This window comes from Pseudoalteromonas sp. SWXJZ94C (genome assembly GCF_015864385.1).
In the GTDB taxonomy this organism is placed as follows: domain Bacteria; phylum Pseudomonadota; class Gammaproteobacteria; order Enterobacterales; family Alteromonadaceae; genus Pseudoalteromonas.
In genome coordinates this window covers 1-24474 of the sequence record NZ_JADYXF010000013.1, presented here as the reverse complement: position 1 = coordinate 24474, position 24474 = coordinate 1, and the positions used below count along the sequence as shown (strand labels likewise).

Below are 24474 nucleotides of genomic sequence, written 5' to 3'. Positions count from 1 at the left end.
AGAACAAGGTTATAGTCTCGTATAACTTTAAAAGCTGAGCAATCTATTTTGACCACTGACACATCACACACTGCTTCTTTAATTACACAATTTGATGAGTTACAAAACTCTTTTTTAGCGACCCCGTACTTATCGATTAAGGAGCGCATTGCTGTTCTAAAAAAGTTGCGAGCGCGTGTTGTAGACCTTGAAGAAGAACTCGTTGCAGCAGCATCAAAAGACTTTGGTTACAGAACTGCGTTTGACACCTTACTGGGTGATATATTGCCGACAGTGCAGGGAATTGCCCATATAATAAAAAAGTTACCAAAATGGTCAAAACCAAGTAATAGATCAGTGGGTTTAAGTTTATGGCCTTCAAAGGTCAGCGTAACTTATCAGCCTAAAGGGGTCGTTGGTGTTATAGCGCCTTGGAATTACCCTATTCAATTAGCGATTGTGCCTGTTATAACAGCTATTGCGGCTGGTAACAGAGTAATGCTAAAACTGAGCGAGTTTACACCTCATACAAATATTGTACTCGAAAAGCTATTTAACGACGAAATGCAGGAGCATTGCAAAGTAATACAAGGTGGTAGCGATGTAGCTGCTGAGTTTTCATCGCTCCCATTTGCACACCTACTATTTACGGGCTCAACAGGCGTTGGTAAATTAGTAATGGCGTCGGCAAGTCGTAACTTAACACCTGTAACACTGGAGTTAGGTGGTAAATCGCCTGTTATTATTACTGAACAAGCTGATATTGCAAAAGCAGCAGAAGCTTTGTTATTTGGGAAAATGGCGAATGCAGGGCAAATTTGCGTTGCGCCCGATTATGTATTTGTCCCAAAAGCGCTTGAGCATCAGCTTATCCAACAATTATGTGACTTATATAAAAAGCATTTTAAAGATGGTGTTGAAGGCAAAAATTTAACATCAATTATTAGTGACTCACATTACCAGCGTTTAACAGGCTATTTAGCACAAGCCGAGCAACTTGGTGCGAGTATTGTTAAACCGCTTGACCATAATCAACAAGATGCAGATAAGCATCGCTTGGGGTTACACATTGTTACGCATGTAACTGATGAGATGCAGTTAATGCAAGATGAGTTGTTTGGACCAATACTGCCAATAATGAGTTATGACAAATTAGATGATGCGGTTGACTACATAAAGCGTCATCATCACCCATTAGCACTTTATATTTTAGGTCAAGATAAACATGCCCAAGAATACATTATTAAACAAACGCTTAGCGGCACAGTAGCGGTAAACGATACACTAGTGCAAGTTACAGCAGATGATGCTCCATTTGGTGGTGTTGGGCACTCTGGCATGGGGAATTACCATGGTAGGGAAGGGTTTTTGACCTTTAGCCATGCTAAAAACACGCTTGTTTCAGGCTCGTTTAATCCGCGTATTGGCATGTTACTTAAACAAAGTAAGGTACTTATTAAGTTATTAAAATGGCTTTATATTCGCTAACTTTATTTAAACTTAAAATAAAAAGGCTGATCTACATTTGAAGTTACCTTCATAGTAGTTCAGCCTTTCTTAATTATTTAATGTAAAAAACAAAGCTTAAAACAATCGACCTTCACCTGCATAGGTACCCGCCAAAATTCTAGCGTAAATAGCATCAGCTTTTTCTTTAGCTTCTTCAATTTCTTTTGGCAGCATTTTACGTTCATCAAGTTTACGGCTATGGTTTGCTTCCATATTGCCATTATATTCAGCAATGGTATTCCAAATGTATGATTTTTCTAGATCCTTAGGCATACCTAAACCTTCAAAATACATAAGTGCTAAGTTAAATTGCGCAAGAGAGTAATTATTAGCAGCCGCTTTTTCGTACCAGTTTTTAGCAAGTTCATAATCAAGCGATACACCATCACCATTGGCATACATAACACCTAGGTTAAACTGTGCTGCTGGTAAATTTTTCTTTGCTGCTTTTTCGAATAAAGTAATGGCCATTTGCTTATCAAGTTTTACACCTTTGCCATCACTGTATAAAACAGCCAATGCAAACATCGAATCAGCATGGTTCTTCTTTACACCTTGTTGATAAAGTTGAGCCGCTTTACGGTAGTCACGCGTTACTCCAAAACCACCTTCATACAGTTTAGCTAGCTCATAAATACCAGGTGCAAAGCCTTTATCTGCAAGGTATTCAAACTCTTTTAGTGCGTCTTCAAAATAACCTTCGTTAGCGGCTTTAATGCCATCTTCTAACGTTGCATGAGCAAAAGGGCTCGCGAATAAAACGCCAGCAAGAATTAAAGTTTTTAAATTAAACTGTGACATAACAATGTCTCCAATTAGTAAGAGTAGCAATATGTATTAATACAAATTTTTATTAAAAACATGATCATTTTAGCAAATTAGGTAACTCATCATCACCGTTTTAAACTACTCTCGTACAGCTGCACAAATACATAAGGCAGAGTAATTAAGGAGTAATTGGCAACAAAAACTGTATCTTGTAATTACTGATTTGATATTAAGCTATTAACCAGGCGTTAAAATGAATCACTAATTTAATGCAAATTAATATAATTAAACGTTATTTTATTAATATTTGGGCTAAATGATTAATTGGAACGTTTAAGTACAGGTGCAAAAGCAATGCCTACTGATATGTTTTACGCTTGCTTAAATATAAAAGCAAGACGATGAGGTTTCAGCGGGTCTATATAGTATTTTATAGTTTAAAATAAGGCTTTTGCATTAAATGCATTTAGTATAGAAGTGTAAGATACAGATATTACAGAAAATTTAAAGAAATAAAAAAAGCCCGTTAGGGCTTTTTTGAGTCATATCAACCGTCACTAATATGAGCAATGTAGCAAGTAATTGTGCTCTTTTGTGTTATTACTTGGGTCGAGTAAGCAATAAACACGAAGCGGCACGGTCTTCTTTAATTAATATCAGCATCCTTGCTGTAAGTTCTTCCTTAGGGCACTGAGGTCGTTACACTTTGTTTATGCGAACGATTATCGATTAGATTTAAGCTTAAGTCAACATTAAATGATAACTATTATCAAATGGGTTTATTTACAGTTAACTACATAAATATAAAAACGAGGGACGAGATGCTAAATAACACTAAAATGAAAAAGCTTACACGTGCAGGTTTAGCTATAAGCATGTTGTTTTTATGCAGTTGTTCTGCCTCATTTACTTATAATAATTTAAGTTGGCTTTCATCGTTTTGGGTTGATGATTATGTTGATTTAAATAAACAACAAAACAAACAATTAAAAAAAATTATTGAAACAACGCAACACTGGCACAGGTCAACTCAATTACCAGCATATAAACAAGATATACAAAATATAAAATCACTGTTTAACGAAGGTATAAAACCTGAGCAACTTAAAAACCAAATTGTATTTGCAAAAAAGCATTGGCGTAACCTGCTTGAATACGCTTACGAGCCTTTGGCTGAAGTAGGTTTAACTTTGACGCCATTACAGCGCAAAGAGCTTATAAATAATATTCAGGAACAAATTGATGAAGAACGTGATGAATTTATTGAGCAAACACTTATAGCACGTAAAAAAGATCGTTTAGAAGAACAACTAGAATACTACGAACAATGGCTAGGAAAACTTACTCCTGAGCAAAAAACACTTATTAAATTAACTAACGATAAACATCAGGACTCAGGTGAACTGTGGCTCGAATACAAACAAAAGCGTTTAAATGCAGCTAAAGAAGTGCTTGAAAGTACCACTCTATTGCAAGCTGAGTTTATTGAGCAATTAAGTACCGTAATAAAAGAACGTGAATTGTACATGAGCCCAGTGCAGCTTAAAGTTAATGAGGAAAACCTTAATTTGTACGTCGATTTATTAAATACGTTAAATACCACTTTAAGTGACAAACAACGTGAAAATGTAAATGATCGTTTTGATGAGCTAATCGATACATTGAATGATATTATTGAGGGCTAAAACATTATTAATCAATCACTTTGCTATACAGTCGTTACATAAAGTTACGTAGAAGTAAGGTTGTTGTTCAATTTTTGTAGTTATTTAAATGAATCTCAAAATTGTCACGTAGCGTGGCTGTAATCATCAAAATAAATGATGGTTTGTTAAGGTAAAAGTTATGGTTACTGATTTAAAAAGTATATTAAATAGCTGGGCTCCTCTTAAAGATCAGCAAGAGTGGGTTTTGGCGACGTTATATAAAATTGAGGGCTCAAGCTATCGAAAGTTAGGCGCAATGATGCTTATTTCTAGTTTAGGGCAGCGCTTAGGTATGCTCTCTGGCGGTTGTTTAGAGGCTGATATACAGCGACATGCTAAGCAGGTAATGAGCACGTTAACGAGTAAAACTATAAGTTACGATGCAACAGATGAAGATGATTTAACATTTCAGCTAGGTATTGGTTGTGGCGGTATAGTGCATATTTTACTTCAGCCGATTCATAAGTCTAATGAGTACTTACAGCTTGAGCTTATGAACAAAGCACTTAACGATAATATTGCGGGACGTTATCTTCAGCAAGTTGACCCTATTGTGCCGGTGGGAAATGGGGTGTTTACTCAAAATTCAGAGCAACAAGGGTTATCAATTAATCGAAAAGCTCAGCTAATTGAAATTAATAACGCTACGTCATTACAAATATCTATTTATCCACCTCCTCACATACTTATTGTAGGCGGCGGAGCAGATGCAGTGCCTGTTTATACATTCGCTAAACAACTTGGTTGGAGTGTAACAGTATGGGATACGCGCCCAGCAAATGCTAAAAGACAGTACTTTACACATGCTGATGCTATTTTACGTACTACGCCAAGTGAGTTACGGGAGTACTGTTTAGCTAACAAAGTAGATGCTGCTATTTTAATGGCCCACAGTGTTGAACTTGATGCGAGCGCACTTGCTGCCCTCGCTGATACTTCCTTTAAGTACATTGGCTTACTTGGTCCCAAACATAGACGAGCACAGGTATTAACACAGGCTAACACTTCAGTTGAGCAAATAAAGTCACCTGTATTTGGTCCAGTAGGCTTAAATTTAGGTGGTGACTCACCTGAGAGTATTGCACTTTCGCTAATTAGCGAAATACACGCGGTGCTTTCAAGCAAAAATGCGACCTCGTTAAGTAACTGGGGAAATGATAAGTGTTAATAGCAAAAGTGATATTAGCGGCAGGGCAATCATCACGATTCAATGGTTGTAAGTTAACCGCCGACCTTGGTGCTGGGCAAACGATGATTGAACATGGCGTTAATATTTTACAAGCACTTGATAGCTCGCCTGTGTTTGTAGTGACTGGCGCATGGCATAAAGAAGTAAAAAATATACTCGCAGATACTAAAAACATTAAATTAATTGAAAATAAACAGTGGGATAAAGGCCTAGGTGACTCTATTGCGACAGCAACTAAAGCCATTTTAGAAAATCAGCAACCAGATGGCATTTTATTTATACTTGCTGATCAAGTTGAGCTCACTACAAAGCATTTAAGTGAGTTGGTTACAAACTTTAGAAGGCATCCTTCTCGTTGGTGCGCCAATTATGGTGAGCGCTTGGGAGTTCCTGCGATATTTCCTAAGGTTGATCTATCGAGGCTTAGCGACTTAACTACAGATAAAGGTGCGCAGCATTTACTGCGTTGCACCGATGAAGAGGTTAATACTATTAATTTAAAATGCGCGAGTTTAGATATAGATACTCAAGCGCAGTTAAATGATTTTTTGAATAAAACGCGATAAAAATATTTTAATGAAAGAAATATAACTATGGGTCAATAGTTACATTTTTTAATAGTTATAGTAACTCTTTAAACTATACGCATAGTTTAAAGAGTTGCTATAAAAAGCTTAATCAAGGGGCAAGCTATGGTGACGTTTACAATTAATGGCAAGGTGGTTGAATCACACGCGAGTGAAGATACACCGTTGTTATGGGTTATTCGTGATGAAATTGGGTTAAAAGGCACTAAATTTGGTTGTGGTATTGCAATGTGTGGTGCATGTACTGTGCATTTAGATGGGCAAGCAACGCGTTCTTGTGTATTACCGGTAGGTGCTATTGCAGGCAAAAATATTACGACCATTGAAGGGTTAAATAACGAACATCCGCTTCAAAAAGCATGGGTTGAAGAACAAGTACCACAATGTGGTTACTGTCAATCGGGTCAGATAATGCAAGCAGCTACATTACTTGCTACTAACCCAAACCCTTCAGACGAAGAAATAACCAATCATATGAATGGTAACTATTGTCGCTGTATGGCTTACAAACGTATTAAAACGGCTATTCAACGAGCAGCAGATGAGTCAAAAAGTGTTGTTAATATTTTTGATCCTAATGCACAAGACGCTTAACTGGAGCCGACAATGAAAAAATTATTTCAAAAAAATAGTGAAACCGTTAATTTAAACCGTCGTTCATTCATGATTGGTACTGCAAGCGCAGGTTTAGTTATGGCGTTTGCCCCTGCATTCTTTTCTGGCTCGGTAAGTGCAAAAGAATCAATAGCTCAACAAGCATTTTCACCTACAATTTGGTGGACAATGAACACCGATGGTGGCATTGAAGTAAGCATTGCAAAAGCCGAAATGGGTCAACATATAGGTACTGCATTAGCGCGTATTGTTGCAGACGAACTTGAATGTGATTGGGACAAAGTTTCAATTACGTACGTAGATACCCATGAAAAATGGGGTTATATGGTCACCGGCGGTTCGTGGTCTGTTTTTCATAGCTTTAAACCACTTTCACAAGCCGGTGCTGCGGGCAGAATTGCGCTAATAGAAGCTGGTGCAAAAATGTTAGGTGTTACAGCTGGTACATGTCGTGCTGAAAAAGGCTATATAGTCTCTGGCGACAAATCTGTTAGTTATGCTGATTTAGTTAAAAAAGGCGAGTTTAATCGTACTTTTACAAGTGAGGAAGTAGCAAGTTTACCACTAAAACCAGCCAATAAACGCCATTTGACGGGGCTTAAGCAAGACTTTAAAGCGCTTGATATACCTGCCAAAACCAATGGTACCGCAGTGTATGGCATAGACGTAGAAGTTGAAGGCATGCTCTATGCTCGCCCAGTAATACCGCCAACTCGCTTTGGTAGTGAAGTAATAAGTGTTGACGATACCGCAGCAAAAACAATTAAAGGTTATAAGGGTTATGAAATTTTAACTGACCCAAGTAATACGGTAGAAGGCTGGGTTGTTGTATTAGCTGATAATTACCCAAGTGCAATTAAAGCTGTAGATGTACTAAAGGTTAAGTATAAAAAAGGTAGCGCAGCAAACGTAACTGAGTCTGATATTCAAAAAGAAGGTGTGCGTTTATGTCAGCAAACTGATTCAGGCACTTTATTTGTTGATGAAGGCGATATAAAGAAAACTCAAACCGATGCAAAAGAATTACTCGAATCAATGTATACCACAGCGACCGCGAGTCATTATCAGTTAGAGCCTTTAAACGCGCTTGCACAGTTCAAAGATGGAAATTGGATTATCCACACCGGTAACCAATGGCAATCGCTTACATTGCCAGCCATAGCAAAAGCACTAGAAGTTGCACAAGATAAAGTGATTATTCGCCCGTACTATTTAGGCGGTGGTTTTGGTCGTCGATTATTTGGTGATTGGACTGTACCCGCAGCCCTTACTGCAAAAGCGGTAGGTAAACCTGTAAAGCTTGTGTTTACTCGAAAAGATGACAGTTTATTTGATCAATCTCGCTCAGCGTCTACTACAAAAATGACGGCATCGTTTGACAAAAACGGTGCTTTTACTGGTTTAGAGCATGCTTTTGCAGCAGGGTGGCCAACTAAAGCAATGGCACCAGGGTTCTTAGCTCCAGGTGTTGATGGTAAAGGCAAATTTGATGCATTTTCGGCATCAGGTGCTGATCATTGGTATAGCATGAACAGCCACCGTGCAAGAGCCATTAATAATGGACTTGTACAAAGTACATTTATTCCAGGGTGGTTACGCTCAGTAGGACCAGGTTGGATTGCTTGGGGCCTTGAGTCGTTCATTGATGAAGTTGCACACAAACAAGGTAAAGATCCTGTTGAATTTCGCCTTGAAATGTTAGATGCACAAGGTAAGCAAGCAGGTAAAGCACCTGAGAGTGTAGGTGGAGCATCACGTTTACACAGTGTACTTAAAAAAGTATCTAAAAAAGTAGCCAATGTTAAGTTAGGTGAAGACGAAGGTTTTGGGTTTTCGGCCAGCTCAGGGCAAGAACGCACCATGCCAGCATGGATTGCAACCGCTGCACATGTGCATGTTAATCGTGCTGATGGTAAAATAACGCTTAAAAAGCTGTATGTGGTTGTTGATGCAGGTTTAATAGTGCATCCTGATGGTGCGCTGGCGCAAATAGAAGGTTCTCTACTTTGGGGAGCAAGTCTTGCGCTGCATGAATCAAATACATATAAAAACGGGCAGGTTTCAGCGACTAACTTTAATACTTACCTACCACTTAGAATGAAAGATGTGCCTGATATGGACATTGAATTTGTGCAAAGTGATGAGTTTCCAGTTGGTTTAGGTGAGCCGGGCGTTATTGGTATCGCTCCAGCGATTGGTAATGCCGTATTTAATGCGGTGGGTGTTCGTTTACGAAACTTACCAATGAAACCAGATGAGCTTAAAAAAGGCTTATCTGCGTAAAGCACTAAAAGCAATAAAGCAGTATATGTGTAAGAGGTTTGCATTTTAATGCGACCTCTTTAACATGTAGTAAATACACTTAAGTTATACCCAAGGTTTAGTTATGTTAGTCGATCCAGCAGGACGAGAATTTAGTTACTTACGTTTATCAATTACCGACGTGTGTAATTTTAAGTGTGTTTATTGTTTACCAAATGGTTATCAATGCGACCACGACCGAGACTTTCTTTCGCTTAACGAAATAAGTAATACAATAAAAGCATTCGCCCATCATGGTATTAAAAAGGTACGTATTACAGGCGGAGAGCCAACTCTTCGAAAAGACTTTATAGATGTTATTCGCGCAGCTAAAGATACAACAGGTATAAACCAAATAGCAGCGACAACGAATGGTTTTTCTCTACAAAAAAACATTAATAATTGGGTAGATGCAGGTTTAAGTGCCATTAATGTGAGCATTGATAGCTTTGACCCCCGTATGTTTAACTCAATAACTGGGCACGATAAATTTGCCTCTGTTATGAGTGGCATAGATGCAGCTGTAGATAGTGGTATTTCATCAATAAAAATAAATAGTGTACTGATGAGACAATATAACGCCACAGAGTTAGATACTTTTTTAAGCTGGCTTAAACACCGTCCCGTAACTATTCGGTTTATAGAGCTAATGCAAACTAACGATAATAAAGATTTTTTTGATGCAAACCACCTCTCAGGTGAATCAATAAAAACTAAATTATTACAAAGAGGTTGGCAACGTATAATTCAAGGCGCTACAGCAGGACCTGCACAAGAGTTCTCGCATCCAGATTACCAAGGTAATATTGGTTTAATAATGCCTTACAGCAACGACTTTTGTAGCACGTGTAATAGGCTTAGGGTTTCTGCGTTAGGAAATTTACATTTATGTTTGTTCTCAGAAGAAGGTATATCCCTCAGAGAGCACATGAACAATAATTCAAGTGCAGAGCTAATTGCATTACTATCGCGTTATATTAAAACTAAAAAGCCATCGCACTTATTACAGCAAGGTAATACTGGGATCACCACTAATTTATCTATGTTGGGTGGTTAAAGTCTTTAATTTTTTTGTTGAATGATGAGCCGATCGTCGTCTAATTAATGTGAAAATGTAAATAATAGCCTGTATTTTCACGTTTTTATTTTTAGAGGGCTTGTCATATTATATTTTCACGTTAAACTAAATTTTTATTTATTATTAAGTTATAAGAATGGATATCGCAGCACTTAACAGTACTAAATCATTAAGAAGAGATGTTCTTAAGTGGATGTGTCTTTGCTTTGGTTTTTTATCGTTAGCGTTCGGGGTATTTAATTTAACAGTAAATAACCTTCCTTTACTGGGCTACATAGAAGCCAGCTTTTCAATTTATTGCATCTATACTTTTATTGCGCTTACACGCCATCCATTACAGATTTGGCAATCAATAGTAATGTGCGCACTGATCTCATTTATTGTTGTATTAGCGACTTATTTAGCGTCACCGCGTAACGGTGTTTACGTTTGGTCGTTCGCATTACCTGTTTTATATTACCTTTTAGTAGGTAAACGTTATGGATTTATTTTATCTGCGACTTTACTTGCTGCCCAAATAATTATATTGGCAGGTAAAACAAGCCTTTCACCTTTTGAAACGTTTAATTTGGTACTTAACTTACTGTGTACTTACGTGAGTATTTGGGCTATTTCTCATATTTTTGAAGGTAGCAGATCACAATTTTCAAAACGACTTAAAAACTTAGCATTACTTGATCCACTAACAGGTGCCGGTAATCGTTTGTCTATGAGTCACTATTTTGAAGTTGAGTTACGAGATAAGTCACAGCTGTACGTGTTTTTACTCGATTTAGATTATTTTAAATTAATAAATGACGAACATGGACACGGTGTTGGCGATAAAGTACTTGTAGAAGTTGCAACCCTTTTAAGAGTTGCTCTAGGCCGAGGGTATGTTTTTAGAGTTGGCGGCGAAGAGTTTGCTTTATTTAGTTCGTTTACAAGTGAGGAGGAAGCTCTTAACGCGGCTGAAAAAATAAGAACTCAAGTTGAAAACACAAATTTTGATATTGATGGTCTATCTATAAATATTACTACAAGTATTGGTGTGGCAAAGTTTAAAAGTACAAACACCCTTGAAGGCTTTGTTGAACAAGCCGATAAGCAACTATACAAAGCTAAGCGATTTGGTCGCAATAAAGTGTATTGTAAATTTAAAGCAGAACCAGACTTTGAGATTGCTACGGCTTAATATCAAAACTTAGCATTAAAACTTATAGTCAATAAACTATAGAGTTTGTTAATAATAAAATGGTTAGTACATTTGTTCAAAATTAGGGATGCCGTTTTCCCAAATAGGTTTGTCTTTTCCTAAGTACTCACGTACTGCATCAAAAAATAAGCGCGTTCTGACTGGTAAGTCGCGATGAGGGTATACCGCGTACATAGCGCTGTATTCCATAAGTTTAATATCTGTCAATAAAGGAACTAACTTTCCTTCTTTTATTTCATCACCAATAATAAACGCAGGCGCAACAAAGTAAGTAGTCCCCGAGAGCGTTTTCATTAATAAAGACTCCGCATCGTTTGCACGAAATACACTCTTTATTTTTTGTTCACACGGCTCACCTTTACTGTTGTAGTAATCAATGCTTTCTACTCTAAAAGAATTACTTGCATAACTTGCTGCAGGTAGGCTTGCTAGCTCTTCCATTGTTTGTGGCATGCCGTAGGTTTCAATAAACTCTGGGGCTGCAACTATTAATATGCGGTTTCGGGCAATTTTTCTGGCTATAAGAGATGAATCTTTTGGCTCGCCTACTCTAAACGCTAAATCAAATCCTTCAGATACAATATCCACTAATCTATCATCTAACCTAAGTTCGACTTCAACCTGCGGAAAGCGCTTTTGAAAGTCATTAAGTACTGGTTGTAAGTAACGACGACCAATGAGTGTTGATGAGGTGATTTTTAAAACGCCACGAGGCTCTAAATGGTAGTTTTCGGCCATACGGACGGTTTCGCCAAGAAGCTCTCTGAGGTCTGCGGCTTTTTTTATCATCTCTGCGCCCGCAGCAGTTAGCGAAAACGAGCGGGTGGTCCGATTAAGTAACCTCACACCAAGTTCGTCTTCTAATCGACTAATTTGTTTAGAAATAACAGAACGGTCAATATTACGAATTTCAGCTGCTTTAGCAAAAGAGCCTTGCTCTACCACTTCAAGCAACATTAAAAGCCGACTTGTTGTATCCATTATTACATCTCAATTAATTAATTGATGCCATTTTGGCACTAATGAATTTAAAAATCTATGGTTTTTGTCCGCAAGTTTAATCCGTACCATGCGAAGCTAATTAAAAAAGGAGCGTCTTCATGAAAAAACATTTAATTGCTGCTGCACTCGCTGGCGCATTACTAACACTTGCAGGTTGTGCTGATGAGAGCACACCCCCTTCGGCTCAAGCACAACATCTTCAGCCAATCGATGTTGCACCTGTATTAGTTAAACCAGTACAAAGCTGGCACACCTATACAACTCGCTTAGAGTCTCCTCAAGAAGTGGCTTTAATGCCACGCGTATCAGGTGTTATTGATCATATTGCATTTAATGAAGGCGATAATGTAAAAAAAGGCGACTTATTATTTAAGTTAGACGACCGCCCATTTGCTGCTGTTGTAGCAAGCCTTGAAGCGCAAATTAATAGTGCACAAGCTGCATTAGAACAAGCAAAAAGCGAAGCTAAACGTGCGGTCCGCTTAATGGAGCGTAAAGCTATTTCTACTGAACAAACAGAGTCGCGCACGTCTATTTTACACCAACGCGAAGCGCAACTTGCTGCATTACAAGCACAGCTTACATCGGCAGAACTTGATTTAGAATTTACGTCAATTGTATCGCCAATCGATGGCATAATTTCCCGTGCAAACATCACGAGAGGCAATAACATTATTGCGGGTCAAAGTGTGCTAACAAGCATCGTCTCTAACGAAAAAATGTACGCTTACTTTGATGTTGACGAACGCACTTGGAACAGTGCTTTTAGCAATGTAACAGCGGCAAGTCGCCAACCTGTTGTAATGCAAAAAGTAGGGCAAAGCGATTTTGCGTACAAAGGGTATATCAACTTTATTGATAACCAAATTAATGCTTCTACGGGTACGCTTCGTGTTCGCGCCGTATTTAATGAAGATAACAACCAACTTAGAGCAGGCTCATTTGCACGTATTAAATTAGCGGCTAATTCAATTTCTGAGCAAGTAATAGTGCCAGACAGAGCAATTGGTACTGATTTAAAAAATCGCTTTGTATTAACTGTTGGCGAAAACAACGTGCTGCAGTACAAATTAGTGACAGTGGGTGAGCGTTACGGATCGCTTCGTGCAGTGACATCTGGTTTATCTGAAGGCGATGTGATTGCAGTAAATGGCCCAGCTCGCGTAGGTCCTGGTATGCCAATTGAACCAAATACAGTAACAATAGATAGCAGTGATGTTGCATTCACCCTCTCTAATGACGAATCAAGCGTAGTAGCTAAGCAATAAGGTTTTTTGATGAAATTTTCACACTTTTTTATTCAACGGCCGATATTTGCGGCTATGTTGTCTTTGGTTATTTTAATTGCGGGTGGCATTTCTTTATTTCAGCTTCCGGTAAGTGAATACCCAGAAGTTGTACCACCAACAGTTGTTGTAACCGCAAGTTACCCAGGTGCAAACCCAACGGTTATTGCACAAACGGTAGCAACACCACTCGAGCAAGAAATTAACGGTACTGAAAACATGTTGTATATGTTTTCACAAGCAACCAGCGATGGTCGTATGACCCTAACGGTAACGTTTGCACTGGGTACTGATTTAGACCGTGCTCAAGTACAAGTACAAAACCGTGTAAACAGTGCTTTGCCACGTTTGCCTGAAGAAGTACAACGCTTAGGTGTGGTAGCCGAAAAATCATCACCAGATCTAACCATGGTAGTGCATTTATATTCGCCAGAAAAAACACACGATACCGCGTATTTATCTAACTATGCCGATTTGTATGTTAAAGACGAAATTGCACGGCTACCAGGTGTGGGCGACATTCGCTTATTTGGTGCGGGCAAATATTCAATGCGTGTTTGGTTAAACCCAGATGCTTTAGCAGCACGTGAGCTAACAGCAACCGATGTTGTAACGGCGCTGCGTTCGCAAAACCAACAAGTTGCTGCAGGTAGCTTAGGTGCTCAGCCGGTGTCAAACGACAGTCAATTCCAAATACTATTAAACGTTAAAGGTCGTTTAAATAGTATTGAAGAGTTTGAGCAAGTAATTATTAAAGTAGGTGAGGAAGGGCAGCTAACACGTTTATCTGACATTGCACGTGTTGAGCTAGGTCAAGACACCTATTCACTTCGCGCAGAGCTAGACACTCAGCCAGCGCTTGCTATGCCTATATTTCAACGCCCTGGTTCTAATGCCATTGAGCTTTCTGATCAAGTGCGCGAAACCATGGCGCGTTTATCAAAAGATTTTCCTGAAGGGGTTAAATACGACATTGTTTACGATCCTACTGTATTTGTACGCGGCTCGATTGACGCAGTAATTGCAACGTTACTTGAAGCAATTGTACTGGTTGTAATTGTAGTTATTGTATTTTTACAAACATGGCGTGCGTCTATTATTCCGCTTATTGCTGTGCCTATTTCACTTATTGGTACGTTTGCTGTTATGCAGTGGTTGGGCGTGTCGATTAATACCTTATCGTTATTTGGGTTAGTACTTGCCATAGGTATTGTTGTAGATGATGCGATTGTAGTAGTAGAAAACGTTGAGCGTAATATAGAGCAAGGTTTATCACCACTTGAAGCAACACGCGTTGCTATGAACGAAGTAACCGGCCCTATTATTGCGATTGCATTAGTGCTGAGCGCAGTATTTATTCCAACAGCCTTTATTACGGGTTTGTCTGGTCAATTTTATAAGCAATTTGCATTAACAATTACAATTTCGACCATTATTTCTGCTTTTAACTCATTAACTCTTTCGCCTGCATTAGCTGCGTTATTATTAAAGTCGCACGATGCAAAACCGGATGCGTTTACACGTTTACTAAATAAATTATTTGGTCGTTGGTTATTTCAACCATTCAACCGTGTATTTGACCGTGGCGCTAAAGGGTACGAAAAATTAGTTAAAAAGCTAATTCGTCTAAGCCTAATTGCTATGGTGGCTTATGTTGCACTGGTTGGCGGTACAATTAAATTGTTTGATACCGTACCAGGTGGCTTTATTCCACAACAAGATAAGCAATATTTAGTGGCAATTGCTCAGTTACCAGACGCAGCAAGCCTTGACCGTACTGAAGATGTATTAAGACAAATGCAACAAATTGCCTTAGATGTGCCGGGTGTTGCCCATACGGTTGCTTTTCCTGGTTTGTCGGTAAATGGTTTTACCAACAGCCCTAACAGCGGCATTGTTTTTACACCTTTAGATGCGTTTGAAGACCGCGCCGATCCAAGTAAATCAGCTATGGCAATTGCTGCGCAGTTAAACCAACGTTTTGCCGCGATTGATGAAGCATTTGTAGCGGTATTCCCGCCACCGCCAATTCAAGGTTTAGGCACAACGGGTGGCTTTAAGTTACAAATTGAAGACCGATCAAATAAAGGATTCGAAGCGTTATTTAATAGCCTGCAAACGGTTATTGGTAAAGCACAAAAAGATCCTGCGTTAATAGGGCTTTACTCAAGTTTTCGTATTCAAGTACCACAAATGGATATAGACGTAGACCGCGAGCAAGCACTAATTCAGGGTATTCCACTTGATGAAGTATTTAATTCGCTGCAAGTTTATTTAGGCTCAGTGTATGTAAATGACTTTAACTTGTTTGGTCGTACGTATCAGGTAAACGCGCAAGCAGATGCTGATTATCGTTTAGATCCAGATCAAATTCTTAATCTAAAAGTAAGAAACCGTGCAGGTAACATGGTGCCATTAGGCTCAGTATTAACGGTTACACCAACAATTGGTCCAGACCGTGTAATGCATTACAACGGTTACCCAAGTGCAGAACTTAATGGCAGTCCAGCGCCTGGTTACAGCTCTGATCAAGCACAATTGGCTATTGAAGCAATACTTGCTGATAACTTACCAAGCGGAATTGAATACGAGTGGACTGAGGTTACTTACCAACAAGTACTTGCTGGTAACACCATGGTGTATGTATTCCCACTGGTAGTGTTACTGGTATTTATGGTGCTTGCTGCTCAGTACGAAAGCCTGCGTTTACCATTGGCTATTATTTTAATAGTGCCAATGACCATATTCTCAGCGTTACTTGGTGTGTGGTTTGTAGGCTCAGACAATAATATATTTACGCAAATAGCGTTAATAGTACTGGTCGCCTTGGCATCTAAAAACGCGATTTTAATGGTTGAGTTTGCTAAAGATCAAAACGAGACAGGGTTATCTCATATGGATGCAATATTAGCTGCGTGTCGTATGCGTTTACGCCCAATATTAATGACCTCAATTGCATTTACAGCAGGTGTTATACCGCTTGTATTAGCAACGGGCGCAGGGGCAGAAATGCGCCATGCAATGGGTAATGCCGTGTTCTCAGGCATGATTGGTGTGACTGTGTTTGGCTTATTGTTTACACCGGTATTTTATATGCTTGTTGTGAATAAAAAAGAAAAAGCGCAGGAGTTACCACATGAATAAGTTAGCAAATAAAATGCTAAAAACACGCTTAACAATAAGTGCTGTATTGGTGGCTGCATTTTTATCTGGCTGTGCTAGCAAAATAGATACAGTAAGTGAGCAAAATGCAATTAATGAGTTTGTTGCAAAAGCAGCTGTTGCAGAGCAACTTACTGGTGTTGATGAAACTAGCTGGTGGAAAGGGCTTGATTCAAGCCAATTAAATCAGCTGGTAACCAAAGCGCTTGCAAATAATTACGACTTAAAAACAAGCCAACTCACGCTTAAAAGTGCATTAGCACGGCTAGGCGAGCAAAAAGCGCAATACTTGCCACAAGGTGGTATAGAAATTGGTGCTCAGCGCAGTGGTTTGGGTGATGTAAATAGTCGTCAATCGAGTGCTAATTTAGCACTCGACTGGCAACTTGATTTGTTTGGGCGCATTACAGCATTGGTTGATGCGGCAAATGCATCGGCTATGAGCCAAGCAGAGCAAGTACGTTTACTGCAAATTGAAGTGGTTTCGTCTGTTGTTAAAGGGTTTGTAAGCTATCAGGGTAATGTTGAAAAACAACACATTGTAGCGCTGCAAATAGAAGCGCTTGAACAAAGTATAGAGGTGCTGCAAGCACGAGTAGACGAAGGCGTTGCAAATGAGCTTGATTTAAACCGAACAATGGCGCAGCTCAGACAACAAGAAGCGTTAATACCGGCAATTGAATATGCTAAATATCGCGACTTATCTACCTTGGCTGTACTAACCGGAAACTTAACGCAAGACGTTACTCTTACTAATGAGCAAACTGTTTTAGAGCATGAGTTTACGGTATCCCTTAGTGAGCCAAATAATGCAATAGCGCTTAGACCTGATATAAGCCGTGCTTTGTACAACTTTAGTCAGGCAAATAGCTTAAGTGTTGCAGCAAGCAAAGCATTACTACCTGATATAAGCCTAAGCGGGTTTGCTGGCGTGTTGAGCATTAGCAGTACCGAACTTCGCGATACGCAACAACAGTGGCAAGTTGCACCACAAATTCAGTGGTCAATATTAAGTTACCCAGCACTTTTAGCGCAACGTGATGCGCAGCAGTTTTTAAGTGAAGCTGCGTACAGCGATTATCAACAAGTTGTGCTAAAAGCCGTTAGCGAAAGTGAACTTTCGTTGCAACTTTTGGTCAATCAAACACAGCAAAAACGTTTTGCTGATGAGCGCTATGAGTTTGCTAACAAAGCATTTTTACAAGCAGAGGCAATGTACGAAGAAGGGCAAATTCCTTATCTTGAGTTGTTAGATGCGCGTCAGGATGTTTTAATAGCGCAAGAAAATGCTGTCGATTCAACAATTTCATCGCTACTCGCTAAAGTTAATGCATATCAGTCATTTAACGGGCGATGGAGTTATGCATTAAGTAACACTAATAAGTAGAGCTTTATTGATGTCTGATACTGATGTTTTACATGAATACACCGTACCGCACACAATGCGTGCCATTGTATTAGCAGAGCCTAACGAGGAAATTAAATTAGCTGACGTTGAGTTACCTGTACCTGAGTGTGCAGATAACGAACTACTTATCAAAGTGGAGTACGTAGGCTTAAACCCTGTTGATGGGCAGTTTGCTAAATCGGGTTTTTGCAAATGGCAATACCCTCATATTTTAGGCCTTGATGCCGTAGGTGTGGTGGTAAAAGCCAGCAAAGGTATTTTTCCCAATGTGGGTGAGCGGGTTATGTGGCACGCAAGCGTTGGTGGCCAAGGTGTACTGAGTGAATATACAAAAGTACCTAACTACGCAGTATCGGTTTTACCTAAAGGGCTAAGCCCTGCGGTGGCCGCTATTTTACCTTGTGCAGGTATGGCTGCGCTTATAAGTTTAGATAAACTTAGCATTAGCGAAGGCGATACCGTACTTATTGAAGGTGGTTCGGGCGCTGTAGGGCAGTTTGCTATTCAGTATGCTAAGCAGCGTGGAGCAGATATATTTGCAACTGCATCAAAGCGAAACCATAAACTGGTTAAGCAGCTAGGCGCAGACATGGTTTTTGATTACAACGATAAAAAGTTGTGTGAAAAAATTCGCAGAGAACTTGGTCCACAAGGCTTTGACGCAGTTATAGACACCATTGGTGGTGACTCAACGGCTAGAAATATTGAGCTAATGCGTTTTTGCGGTAAAATTGCGTGCCTAAACCCTCTACCATGCTTTGATCAAGACTTAATGTACCGCAGAGCGCCTAACATTAGCGTGGTATCGCTTGGTGGTGCATGGCTTGCTAATAGCTTATGTGCACAGCAACGTTTAAGTTTTATGGGTAATTTGTTACTAGAAAGCGCATGTAATGGCGATATTAAAACGCCTGCACTCACCGCTGTTGAGTTTAATGCACAAGCGGTATCTGATGCACTTAATAAACAATTAGCGGGTGGTTTTACGGGTAAACAAGTTGTTCATGTAGCACCATAAGCATACGTCACTTTAAAAAACGCAGCATTTTATGCTGCGTTTTTTTGTGCCTATTTTATGTATTTTGCATCCCACCAAATCGTATTTCTATTTATTAGCTGTTTTATTCATCATTTTGATAAAAATAGTTATTTTCAGCGTACAGCTGTAAGCCTTTGCGTTTCAACAGTTTACGTTCAGGTAAAGAAAATAAATTGAAAAAACTGTTAATTAATTGAATAGAGTAATTGATCTAAACGATTTTTTATGACGTAATGTAGTTATTATTTAGCTGGTCGGATGAGTTCAATCATGAGTTTACGTACAAAATTAAAAAAAGTATTACCAAGTATATCTATCACTGAACAAGAAGCGTTAGACGCAGGCGATGTATGGCTTGAAGGTTCTATCTACCAAGGTAAACCTGATTTCAGCGCACTTCGCGACGTACCTGCCGCTAAGCTAAGTGCAGACGAGCAAGCATTTTTAGACGGTCCAGTAAAAGAACTACTGGGCATGATTGACGATTCAGTTATTCAAAACGGCATTCATTTACCAAATGACATCTTAGAGTTTTTGAAAAAAGAGCGTTTTTTCTCGCTTATCATTCCTAAGTCGTTTGGTGGTTTAGAGTTTAGCCCTTATGCAAACTCTACTATTGTTGGCACAATTGCGACTAAGAGCTCTGCAGTTGCAGTAACCGTAATGGTTCCTAACTCGTTAGGTCCGGGTGAGTTATTACTTCACTTTGGTACGCAAGAGCAGCAAGCACACTACTTACCACGCCTAGCAAATGGTACAGACATTCCATGTTTTGCATTAACAAGCCCAGAAGCGGGTTCTGATGCAGGTGGCATTCCAGACATTGGTACAGTTACTAAAGGCATGTATAAAGGCGAAGAAGTACTTGGCCTTGAGATCACATGGGACAAACGCTACATAACGCTTGCACCTATTGCTACTGTACTTGGTTTAGCTTTTAAAGTAATGGACCCTGATGGTTTACTAGGTGGCAAAGAAAGCTTAGGTATTACTTGTGCACTTATTCCAAAAGAACACCCAGGTGTAGAGCTTGGTAATCGCCATGACCCTATGGGTATTCGTTTTTACAACGGTACTACACGTGGTAACAAAGTATTTGTTCCAATGGACTTTGTTATTGGCGGGCAAAAAAATATCGGCCGTGGTTGGCAAATGCTGGTTAGCTGTTTAGGTGCCGGCCGTGGTATTTCATTACCTGCGCTAGGTGTTAGTACAGCACAAGTTGCATTTAAATCAGCATCTGAATACGCAGCAGTGCGTGAACAGTTTGGTTTAGCCATTGGTCAGTTTGAAGGTATTCAAGAAAAACTAGCTGACATTGCAGGTAAAACATACCTACAAGAAGCAATGCGCGTACTTACAACTGAAGGCTTAGGCATGGGCTTAAAACCATCAGTAGTAACCGCAATCGCTAAATACCACATGACAGAGCTTGGTCGCGACGTACTTGATTCAGCAATGGATATTCAAGCGGGTAAAGCGATTCAAAATGGTCCACAAAATACATTAGCAAGTGGTTATGTTGCTCAGCCGATTGCCATTACGGTAGAAGGCGCGAACATTCTTACTCGTAACTTAATGATTTTTGGTCAAGGTGTTATGCGTTGTCATCCATATTTACAATCTATGGTTGAGTCAATTCACAGCGAAGACAAAGGCGCTGACAAAGAATTTAACGGTATTTTACGTAAAACAATCGGCTACAGCACAGCAAACAGCTTACGTGCTTTCCGCCTAGGTGTTTTACCATTTACAGCAAGTGCTAATTCTGAATTACCAGAAGTACGCGACTACGAAAAAGCAGTACATAAATTATCTGCAAAACTTGCAGTGTACGCAGACTTTTCGTTACTGGTACTTGGCGGTAAGTTAAAGCAAGCAGAAATGCTATCGGCACGTTTAGGCGATGTAATGAGCTTCTTATATGCAGCTATGGCATCAATTAAATACTACGAGCAAAAAGTATCAAGTAGTGACCGTGAGCAAGCAGCGCCGTATTTCCATTACGCGACTCGTTTTGCACTACAAAGTGCTGAAGAAGCATTGCATAAGTTTTTAGATAACTTCCCAGCAAGTGGTACACGTAAGTTTATTCGTTTCATTACAATGAACTACTCAACTAAAATGCCAAAAATTAGCGACGATTTAATCCGCGAACTAGCTAAGCAAGCTCAGCTAGATACCGCGTTTAAAGCGCAAATCACGCATTTAGTTAAACCAGTAGAGGGCGATGGCCATCATATTAATGAGCAAGCTTACAAAGCTAAAATGGCATCACTTGGCGAGCTGGCTAAAGTTAAAAAAGCACTACGTGCTAAAGTAATTAAACCAGGTATACGCTTTAACATCACGCTTGATAACGCACTCGCGGCAAACGTAATCACGCAAGCTGAACACGTTCAGTTAATTGATTACAACATCAAACGTGAAAAAGCGATTCGTGTAGATGAGTTCGATTTTGATATGAACCTACTAGACGATAACGCACAGCCGATAAACCCGCTTAAAAGCGTAGTTAATCAGTAGACTGTGAAATTAATTCAATAATGCAAAGCGCCCGCAGTATCGGCGCTTTTATTGTTGAAAAGTATTAGTGTGGAGCCCCGCTTGTGTAAAAATAAGCGGGGCTTTTTTATGTGTTTTAAATAAAAGCTAGCTTGAAAGTAACACTGATACCTATTTTATTTTTTCTTATTAAATTTGAATAACGCTTAAAACCATAATTAGGTAAAAATAAATGAAGCGATTTAGCTATTTGATTACATTCCTAATTGGCTAGTGACGGGGGAATTGTTACATTAATCATCAATTTCTTCAGTAAAGTTAAACCGGAGTGTAACCAAATGAAAAAATGGATAGTACTTTTAACACTATTAATGTCATTTGTGCTACATGCTGCTGATAATAAAAGTGCAGTAGTAAGCGATAAACAAACAACAGAACTTGAAGAGTGTACGGCAGAAAAACCAATAAAGGGAATTCTCAACCCTAAATACAAAGGTTATACAAATTTCACAACAAGTATTAATAAATACGATATTTCTGAGTCAGCCGTTTTTTATAAACTCATGGAAATTAACGTTACTCATGGGGGTTGTGCTCACTATGCTTACACATTTAAATATACATTATATGATAGCCACCTAGTAGCCGACAAAAAACATTATCTAAATAAAGCAATAAATTTACTGGCTCAAACCGAAATGGTTCAAGATTACAAATCTATCCCTAAGGAAATATCTAAGCACTTGAAAGAAAATATAAATAATTCAAACGTATTACAAGAAGGGCTAATAGTTGTTTCTCTTGGATATAGACATATCTATTTTAATTTTTTAAGAGCAGCTGATAACAAGGTAATAATAGAGATTATTGATGACACAGCCCTTTAGTCACATAGCTAATTTTGCCACCTAAATTAACTATGCTAATGCCCTATAATCTGATTTGACAGGCAGTGATTTTTTTAATAGATAAGGAACTATTTTTTACCATGTAGATGAAAATAATGACGACATTCATCATTTTCGGTATAAATATCACCCATCATTGTGCGTGTATTTCACAGCACAGTTTAGCTTCTTCGATTAGAGTGGCTGCCTAGTATACTAAGCTGTATATATAAACAGTTGTTTGTGTTTTATCCAATAACATTATTAAAAGTCGTTTTGGTGTATTTTAACAACAATAACTTTACAAAATACGTAATTACTTGTTTACATGGAAGTTGTTTAGTGGAATTATTGAGCAATGTAATATACGCCGTTTTGGGGTGTTATAACCCCCAAAGTGGTGTCAATAAGCTGTTAGCAGTATTTGGGAGTTTTATGGAACCTGGCAATAGTTTGAAAATTGAAAGCCTAAATGAAGAATGGCGAGATAAAGACTCTGTAATGTTGCATGCCTGTTTTCAGCTACTAAAAGATACAGTCGAAAAAGAAAAGCTGTTTGAGATTATCGATTGGGATGCTGATGAAAAAACTCGTTCAACTAAGCAAGAAATCACAGAGCTTTATAATTGGTGGCTTACATATAACGAAGATCTAGTGCCAGAGCCTGAAGAAATTAGTGAGCAAAATAGAATGTTACATCGGCTCATAGATGTTCGATGGGCATTGTGGACATAAATACTGCTAACAAGTTGCTTAAACGGAATAAAAACAGTTGGTTATCGCTTCGCGATTTTAACCAACCATTTTTATCCGCTTAGCAAGGCGTTGAGGCTGTAGAATTACTCTTTTTAGGAACGTATCCAACTATTCTTGATTGGTTGCTTTTTAACCTTGAATCCATCTGTTCGCTGTGATCTAATAGATATTATTCACCCACGGTAAACTGTTATGGCTAACTACAAGCCTGACTTATCCTGTCAAAATAAATTCATTCCTATCAATTTCGCTGAGCAAATTCTGCCTGGCACTTTTGAGTATGCCCTTTGTTATATTGTCGAAAATAAACTCGATTTATCGGGATTTGACGCGTGGTATAACAATGACAAAACGGGCGCGGCGGCGTATCCACCTTCGGTAATGCTAAAGATTATTTTACTGGGCTATGCACATGGTTTGATCAGTAGCCGTCGAATTGCTAAAGCGTGTGAGACGAACATTTTATTTATGAGTGTGTCGGGAGATATCCAGCCGCATTACACATCAATAGCAGGCTTCGTTGCTAAAATGCATGAACAGATTGAGCCGATTTTTACGCAAGTGCTGATGATATGTGATGAGGAAGACTTGATAGGCCGCAACATGTTTGCCATTGATGGGTGTAAATTAAAGTCCAATGCGAGTAAAGAGTGGAGTGGCACATTCGATGAGTTAGGTCGCAAAAAAGCAAAACTAGAACGCGCAAGCAAACGTATTATTGAACGCCACCAATCACAAGATGGACTGGGCGAAGAGTTAATAACTCAGGATTTAAAACAAAAAGAGAAGCTAGATAAAAGTGCAGATAAAATCACCGAGTTTTTAGCCACTCACAAAGAAAAAACAGGCAGTAAAGGCAAGCCAGTTAAAAGTAATATCACCGACCCCGACAGCGCGAAAATGACGACCTCAAAAGGGACAATTCAAGGCTACAACGGCATCGCGATTAATGACGATAAACACCAAATTATACTGCAAGCTCAAACGTGGGGCTCAGTGGGTGAGCAACAAACCCTACAGCCAGCTGTTAAGCAATTAAAGCAGCAGCTTGATAAATTGAACACTGACAAGCGCAAAGACGATCACACGATTAAGTTCACCGCAGACAGTGGGTTTAACAGCGAAGCAAATCTCGAATTTATGGCGCAAAGCGGGTTCGATACCTACATTGCGGATAATCAATTTAGAAAACGAAATCCGCTGTTTAAAGACAGCGAAACATACGAAACGGAGCAAGAAAAGCGCCGACTAAAACGCAGTAAAGGCAAGCCACGGTTATTTACCTCAGATGATTTTCATTATGATGAAGCAAACCAAACATGCCGCTGTCCTGCAGGTAATGATATGTGGCGAAGTGGGGTTAATGTAAAAAGTCATAACCAGCAATACACGCGATTCTGTGGTTACTTAAAAGACTGTAAAACATGCCCGCTAAAGCAGCAATGCATGCGAAAGCCACCCATTAAAACGGGGCGACAAGTACAGTTTATAAATAATGAATC

The 24474-nt window shown here is 39.1% G+C and carries 18 protein-coding genes; 16 read left to right on the top strand and 2 right to left on the bottom strand.

What is annotated here, in order from left to right; all coding sequences use genetic code 11:
- The first annotated feature begins 48 nt into the window (after nt 1-48).
- Entirely contained in the window at nt 49-1467 is a 1419-nt protein-coding gene (locus tag I6F65_RS07380; RefSeq protein WP_024610926.1) for a coniferyl aldehyde dehydrogenase, read from the top strand.
- A 96-nt stretch (nt 1468-1563) separates the two neighbouring features.
- Here the strand turns inward: I6F65_RS07380 and I6F65_RS07375 are convergent, their stop codons facing one another.
- A complete protein-coding gene (locus I6F65_RS07375; RefSeq protein WP_024610925.1) occupies nt 1564-2289 on the bottom strand; it encodes a tetratricopeptide repeat protein in 726 nt (241 codons plus the stop codon).
- 788 nt (nt 2290-3077) lie between these two features.
- Between I6F65_RS07375 and I6F65_RS07370 the strand changes: the two genes are divergently transcribed.
- The 7 genes from I6F65_RS07370 to I6F65_RS07340 all read left to right on the top strand — a co-directional run bounded on the left by I6F65_RS07370 (nt 3078) and on the right by I6F65_RS07340 (nt 10906).
- Complete coding sequence (locus I6F65_RS07370) at nt 3078-3941, top strand: DUF6279 family lipoprotein (protein WP_197112236.1); 864 nt, start codon at nt 3078-3080, stop codon at nt 3939-3941.
- 160 nt (nt 3942-4101) lie between these two features.
- Complete coding sequence (locus tag I6F65_RS07365; protein WP_197112234.1) at nt 4102-5130, top strand: XdhC family protein; 1029 nt, start codon at nt 4102-4104, stop codon at nt 5128-5130.
- A complete protein-coding gene (locus I6F65_RS07360; RefSeq protein WP_197112232.1) occupies nt 5124-5717 on the top strand; it encodes a nucleotidyltransferase family protein in 594 nt (197 codons plus the stop codon). Before I6F65_RS07365 ends, I6F65_RS07360 begins: the two co-directional genes overlap by 7 nt.
- Nucleotides 5718-5843: 126 nt before the next feature.
- Nucleotides 5844-6332: a (2Fe-2S)-binding protein gene (locus I6F65_RS07355; RefSeq protein WP_166113875.1), complete on the top strand. Its 489-nt coding sequence runs from the start codon at nt 5844-5846 to the stop codon at nt 6330-6332.
- A gap of 12 nt (nt 6333-6344) precedes the next feature.
- Entirely contained in the window at nt 6345-8636 is a 2292-nt protein-coding gene (locus tag I6F65_RS07350) for a xanthine dehydrogenase family protein molybdopterin-binding subunit (RefSeq protein ID WP_166113871.1), read from the top strand.
- A 103-nt stretch (nt 8637-8739) separates the two neighbouring features.
- Nucleotides 8740-9711, top strand: coding sequence for a GTP 3',8-cyclase MoaA (moaA, locus tag I6F65_RS07345; protein WP_024610919.1), 972 nt, complete (start codon nt 8740-8742; stop codon nt 9709-9711).
- Nucleotides 9712-9868: 157 nt separating this feature from the next.
- Entirely contained in the window at nt 9869-10906 is a 1038-nt protein-coding gene (locus tag I6F65_RS07340) for a GGDEF domain-containing protein (RefSeq protein ID WP_197112230.1), read from the top strand.
- A gap of 63 nt (nt 10907-10969) precedes the next feature.
- On the opposite strand, the gene I6F65_RS07335 is transcribed toward I6F65_RS07340, so the two are convergent.
- Nucleotides 10970-11908: a LysR family transcriptional regulator gene (locus I6F65_RS07335; protein ID WP_197112228.1), complete on the bottom strand. Its 939-nt coding sequence runs from the start codon at nt 11906-11908 to the stop codon at nt 10970-10972.
- A 119-nt stretch (nt 11909-12027) separates the two neighbouring features.
- Here I6F65_RS07335 and I6F65_RS07330 point away from each other — a divergent pair, with 119 nt between their 5' ends.
- The 8 genes from I6F65_RS07330 to I6F65_RS07295 all read left to right on the top strand — a co-directional run.
- Nucleotides 12028-13197 (top strand): efflux RND transporter periplasmic adaptor subunit, encoded by a 1170-nt coding sequence (locus tag I6F65_RS07330; RefSeq protein WP_197112226.1) that lies wholly within the window; start codon nt 12028-12030, stop codon nt 13195-13197.
- A gap of 9 nt (nt 13198-13206) precedes the next feature.
- Nucleotides 13207-16359: an efflux RND transporter permease subunit gene (locus I6F65_RS07325; RefSeq protein WP_024610915.1), complete on the top strand. Its 3153-nt coding sequence runs from the start codon at nt 13207-13209 to the stop codon at nt 16357-16359.
- On the top strand, nt 16352-17764 hold the full coding sequence (locus I6F65_RS07320; RefSeq protein WP_197112224.1) for a TolC family protein: 1413 nt from the start codon (nt 16352-16354) through the stop codon (nt 17762-17764). Before I6F65_RS07325 ends, I6F65_RS07320 begins: the two co-directional genes overlap by 8 nt.
- A 10-nt stretch (nt 17765-17774) precedes the next feature.
- Complete coding sequence (locus I6F65_RS07315; protein ID WP_197112222.1) at nt 17775-18803, top strand: zinc-binding dehydrogenase; 1029 nt, start codon at nt 17775-17777, stop codon at nt 18801-18803.
- Nucleotides 18804-19094: 291 nt separating this feature from the next.
- Nucleotides 19095-21350 (top strand): acyl-CoA dehydrogenase, encoded by a 2256-nt coding sequence (locus I6F65_RS07310; protein ID WP_166113854.1) that lies wholly within the window; start codon nt 19095-19097, stop codon nt 21348-21350.
- Between the two features lie 317 nt (nt 21351-21667).
- On the top strand, nt 21668-22216 hold the full coding sequence (locus I6F65_RS07305; protein WP_197112220.1) for a hypothetical protein: 549 nt from the start codon (nt 21668-21670) through the stop codon (nt 22214-22216).
- A gap of 435 nt (nt 22217-22651) precedes the next feature.
- The gene (locus I6F65_RS07300) at nt 22652-22951 is read left to right on the top strand and encodes a hypothetical protein (RefSeq protein WP_166113849.1); all 300 of its coding nucleotides are present in this window, start codon (nt 22652-22654) and stop codon (nt 22949-22951) included.
- 213 nt (nt 22952-23164) lie between these two features.
- Nucleotides 23165-24474, top strand: a 1310-nt coding sequence (locus tag I6F65_RS07295; RefSeq protein WP_197112218.1) for a transposase, incomplete at its 3' end; no start/stop codon positions are given.

What these genes read in the sequence shown, in the direction of transcription:
- I6F65_RS07300 (WP_166113849.1), top strand. Translation starts at nt 22,652, where the DNA reads ATGGAACCTGGCAATAGTTTGAAAATTGAAAGCCTAAATGAAGAATGG.
- I6F65_RS07310 (WP_166113854.1), top strand. Translation starts at nt 19,095, where the DNA reads ATGAGTTTACGTACAAAATTAAAAAAAGTATTACCAAGTATATCTATC.
- I6F65_RS07320 (WP_197112224.1), top strand. Translation starts at nt 16,352, where the DNA reads ATGAATAAGTTAGCAAATAAAATGCTAAAAACACGCTTAACAATAAGT.
- I6F65_RS07375 (WP_024610925.1), bottom strand. Translation starts at nt 2,289, where the DNA reads ATGTCACAGTTTAATTTAAAAACTTTAATTCTTGCTGGCGTTTTATTC.
- I6F65_RS07370 (WP_197112236.1), top strand. Translation starts at nt 3,078, where the DNA reads ATGCTAAATAACACTAAAATGAAAAAGCTTACACGTGCAGGTTTAGCT.
- I6F65_RS07325 (WP_024610915.1), top strand. Translation starts at nt 13,207, where the DNA reads ATGAAATTTTCACACTTTTTTATTCAACGGCCGATATTTGCGGCTATG.
- I6F65_RS07340 (WP_197112230.1), top strand. Translation starts at nt 9,869, where the DNA reads ATGGATATCGCAGCACTTAACAGTACTAAATCATTAAGAAGAGATGTT.
- I6F65_RS07330 (WP_197112226.1), top strand. Translation starts at nt 12,028, where the DNA reads ATGAAAAAACATTTAATTGCTGCTGCACTCGCTGGCGCATTACTAACA.
- I6F65_RS07315 (WP_197112222.1), top strand. Translation starts at nt 17,775, where the DNA reads ATGTCTGATACTGATGTTTTACATGAATACACCGTACCGCACACAATG.
- moaA (WP_024610919.1), top strand. Translation starts at nt 8,740, where the DNA reads ATGTTAGTCGATCCAGCAGGACGAGAATTTAGTTACTTACGTTTATCA.
- I6F65_RS07355 (WP_166113875.1), top strand. Translation starts at nt 5,844, where the DNA reads ATGGTGACGTTTACAATTAATGGCAAGGTGGTTGAATCACACGCGAGT.
- I6F65_RS07350 (WP_166113871.1), top strand. Translation starts at nt 6,345, where the DNA reads ATGAAAAAATTATTTCAAAAAAATAGTGAAACCGTTAATTTAAACCGT.
- I6F65_RS07365 (WP_197112234.1), top strand. Translation starts at nt 4,102, where the DNA reads ATGGTTACTGATTTAAAAAGTATATTAAATAGCTGGGCTCCTCTTAAA.
- I6F65_RS07335 (WP_197112228.1), bottom strand. Translation starts at nt 11,908, where the DNA reads ATGGATACAACAAGTCGGCTTTTAATGTTGCTTGAAGTGGTAGAGCAA.
- I6F65_RS07305 (WP_197112220.1), top strand. Translation starts at nt 21,668, where the DNA reads ATGAAAAAATGGATAGTACTTTTAACACTATTAATGTCATTTGTGCTA.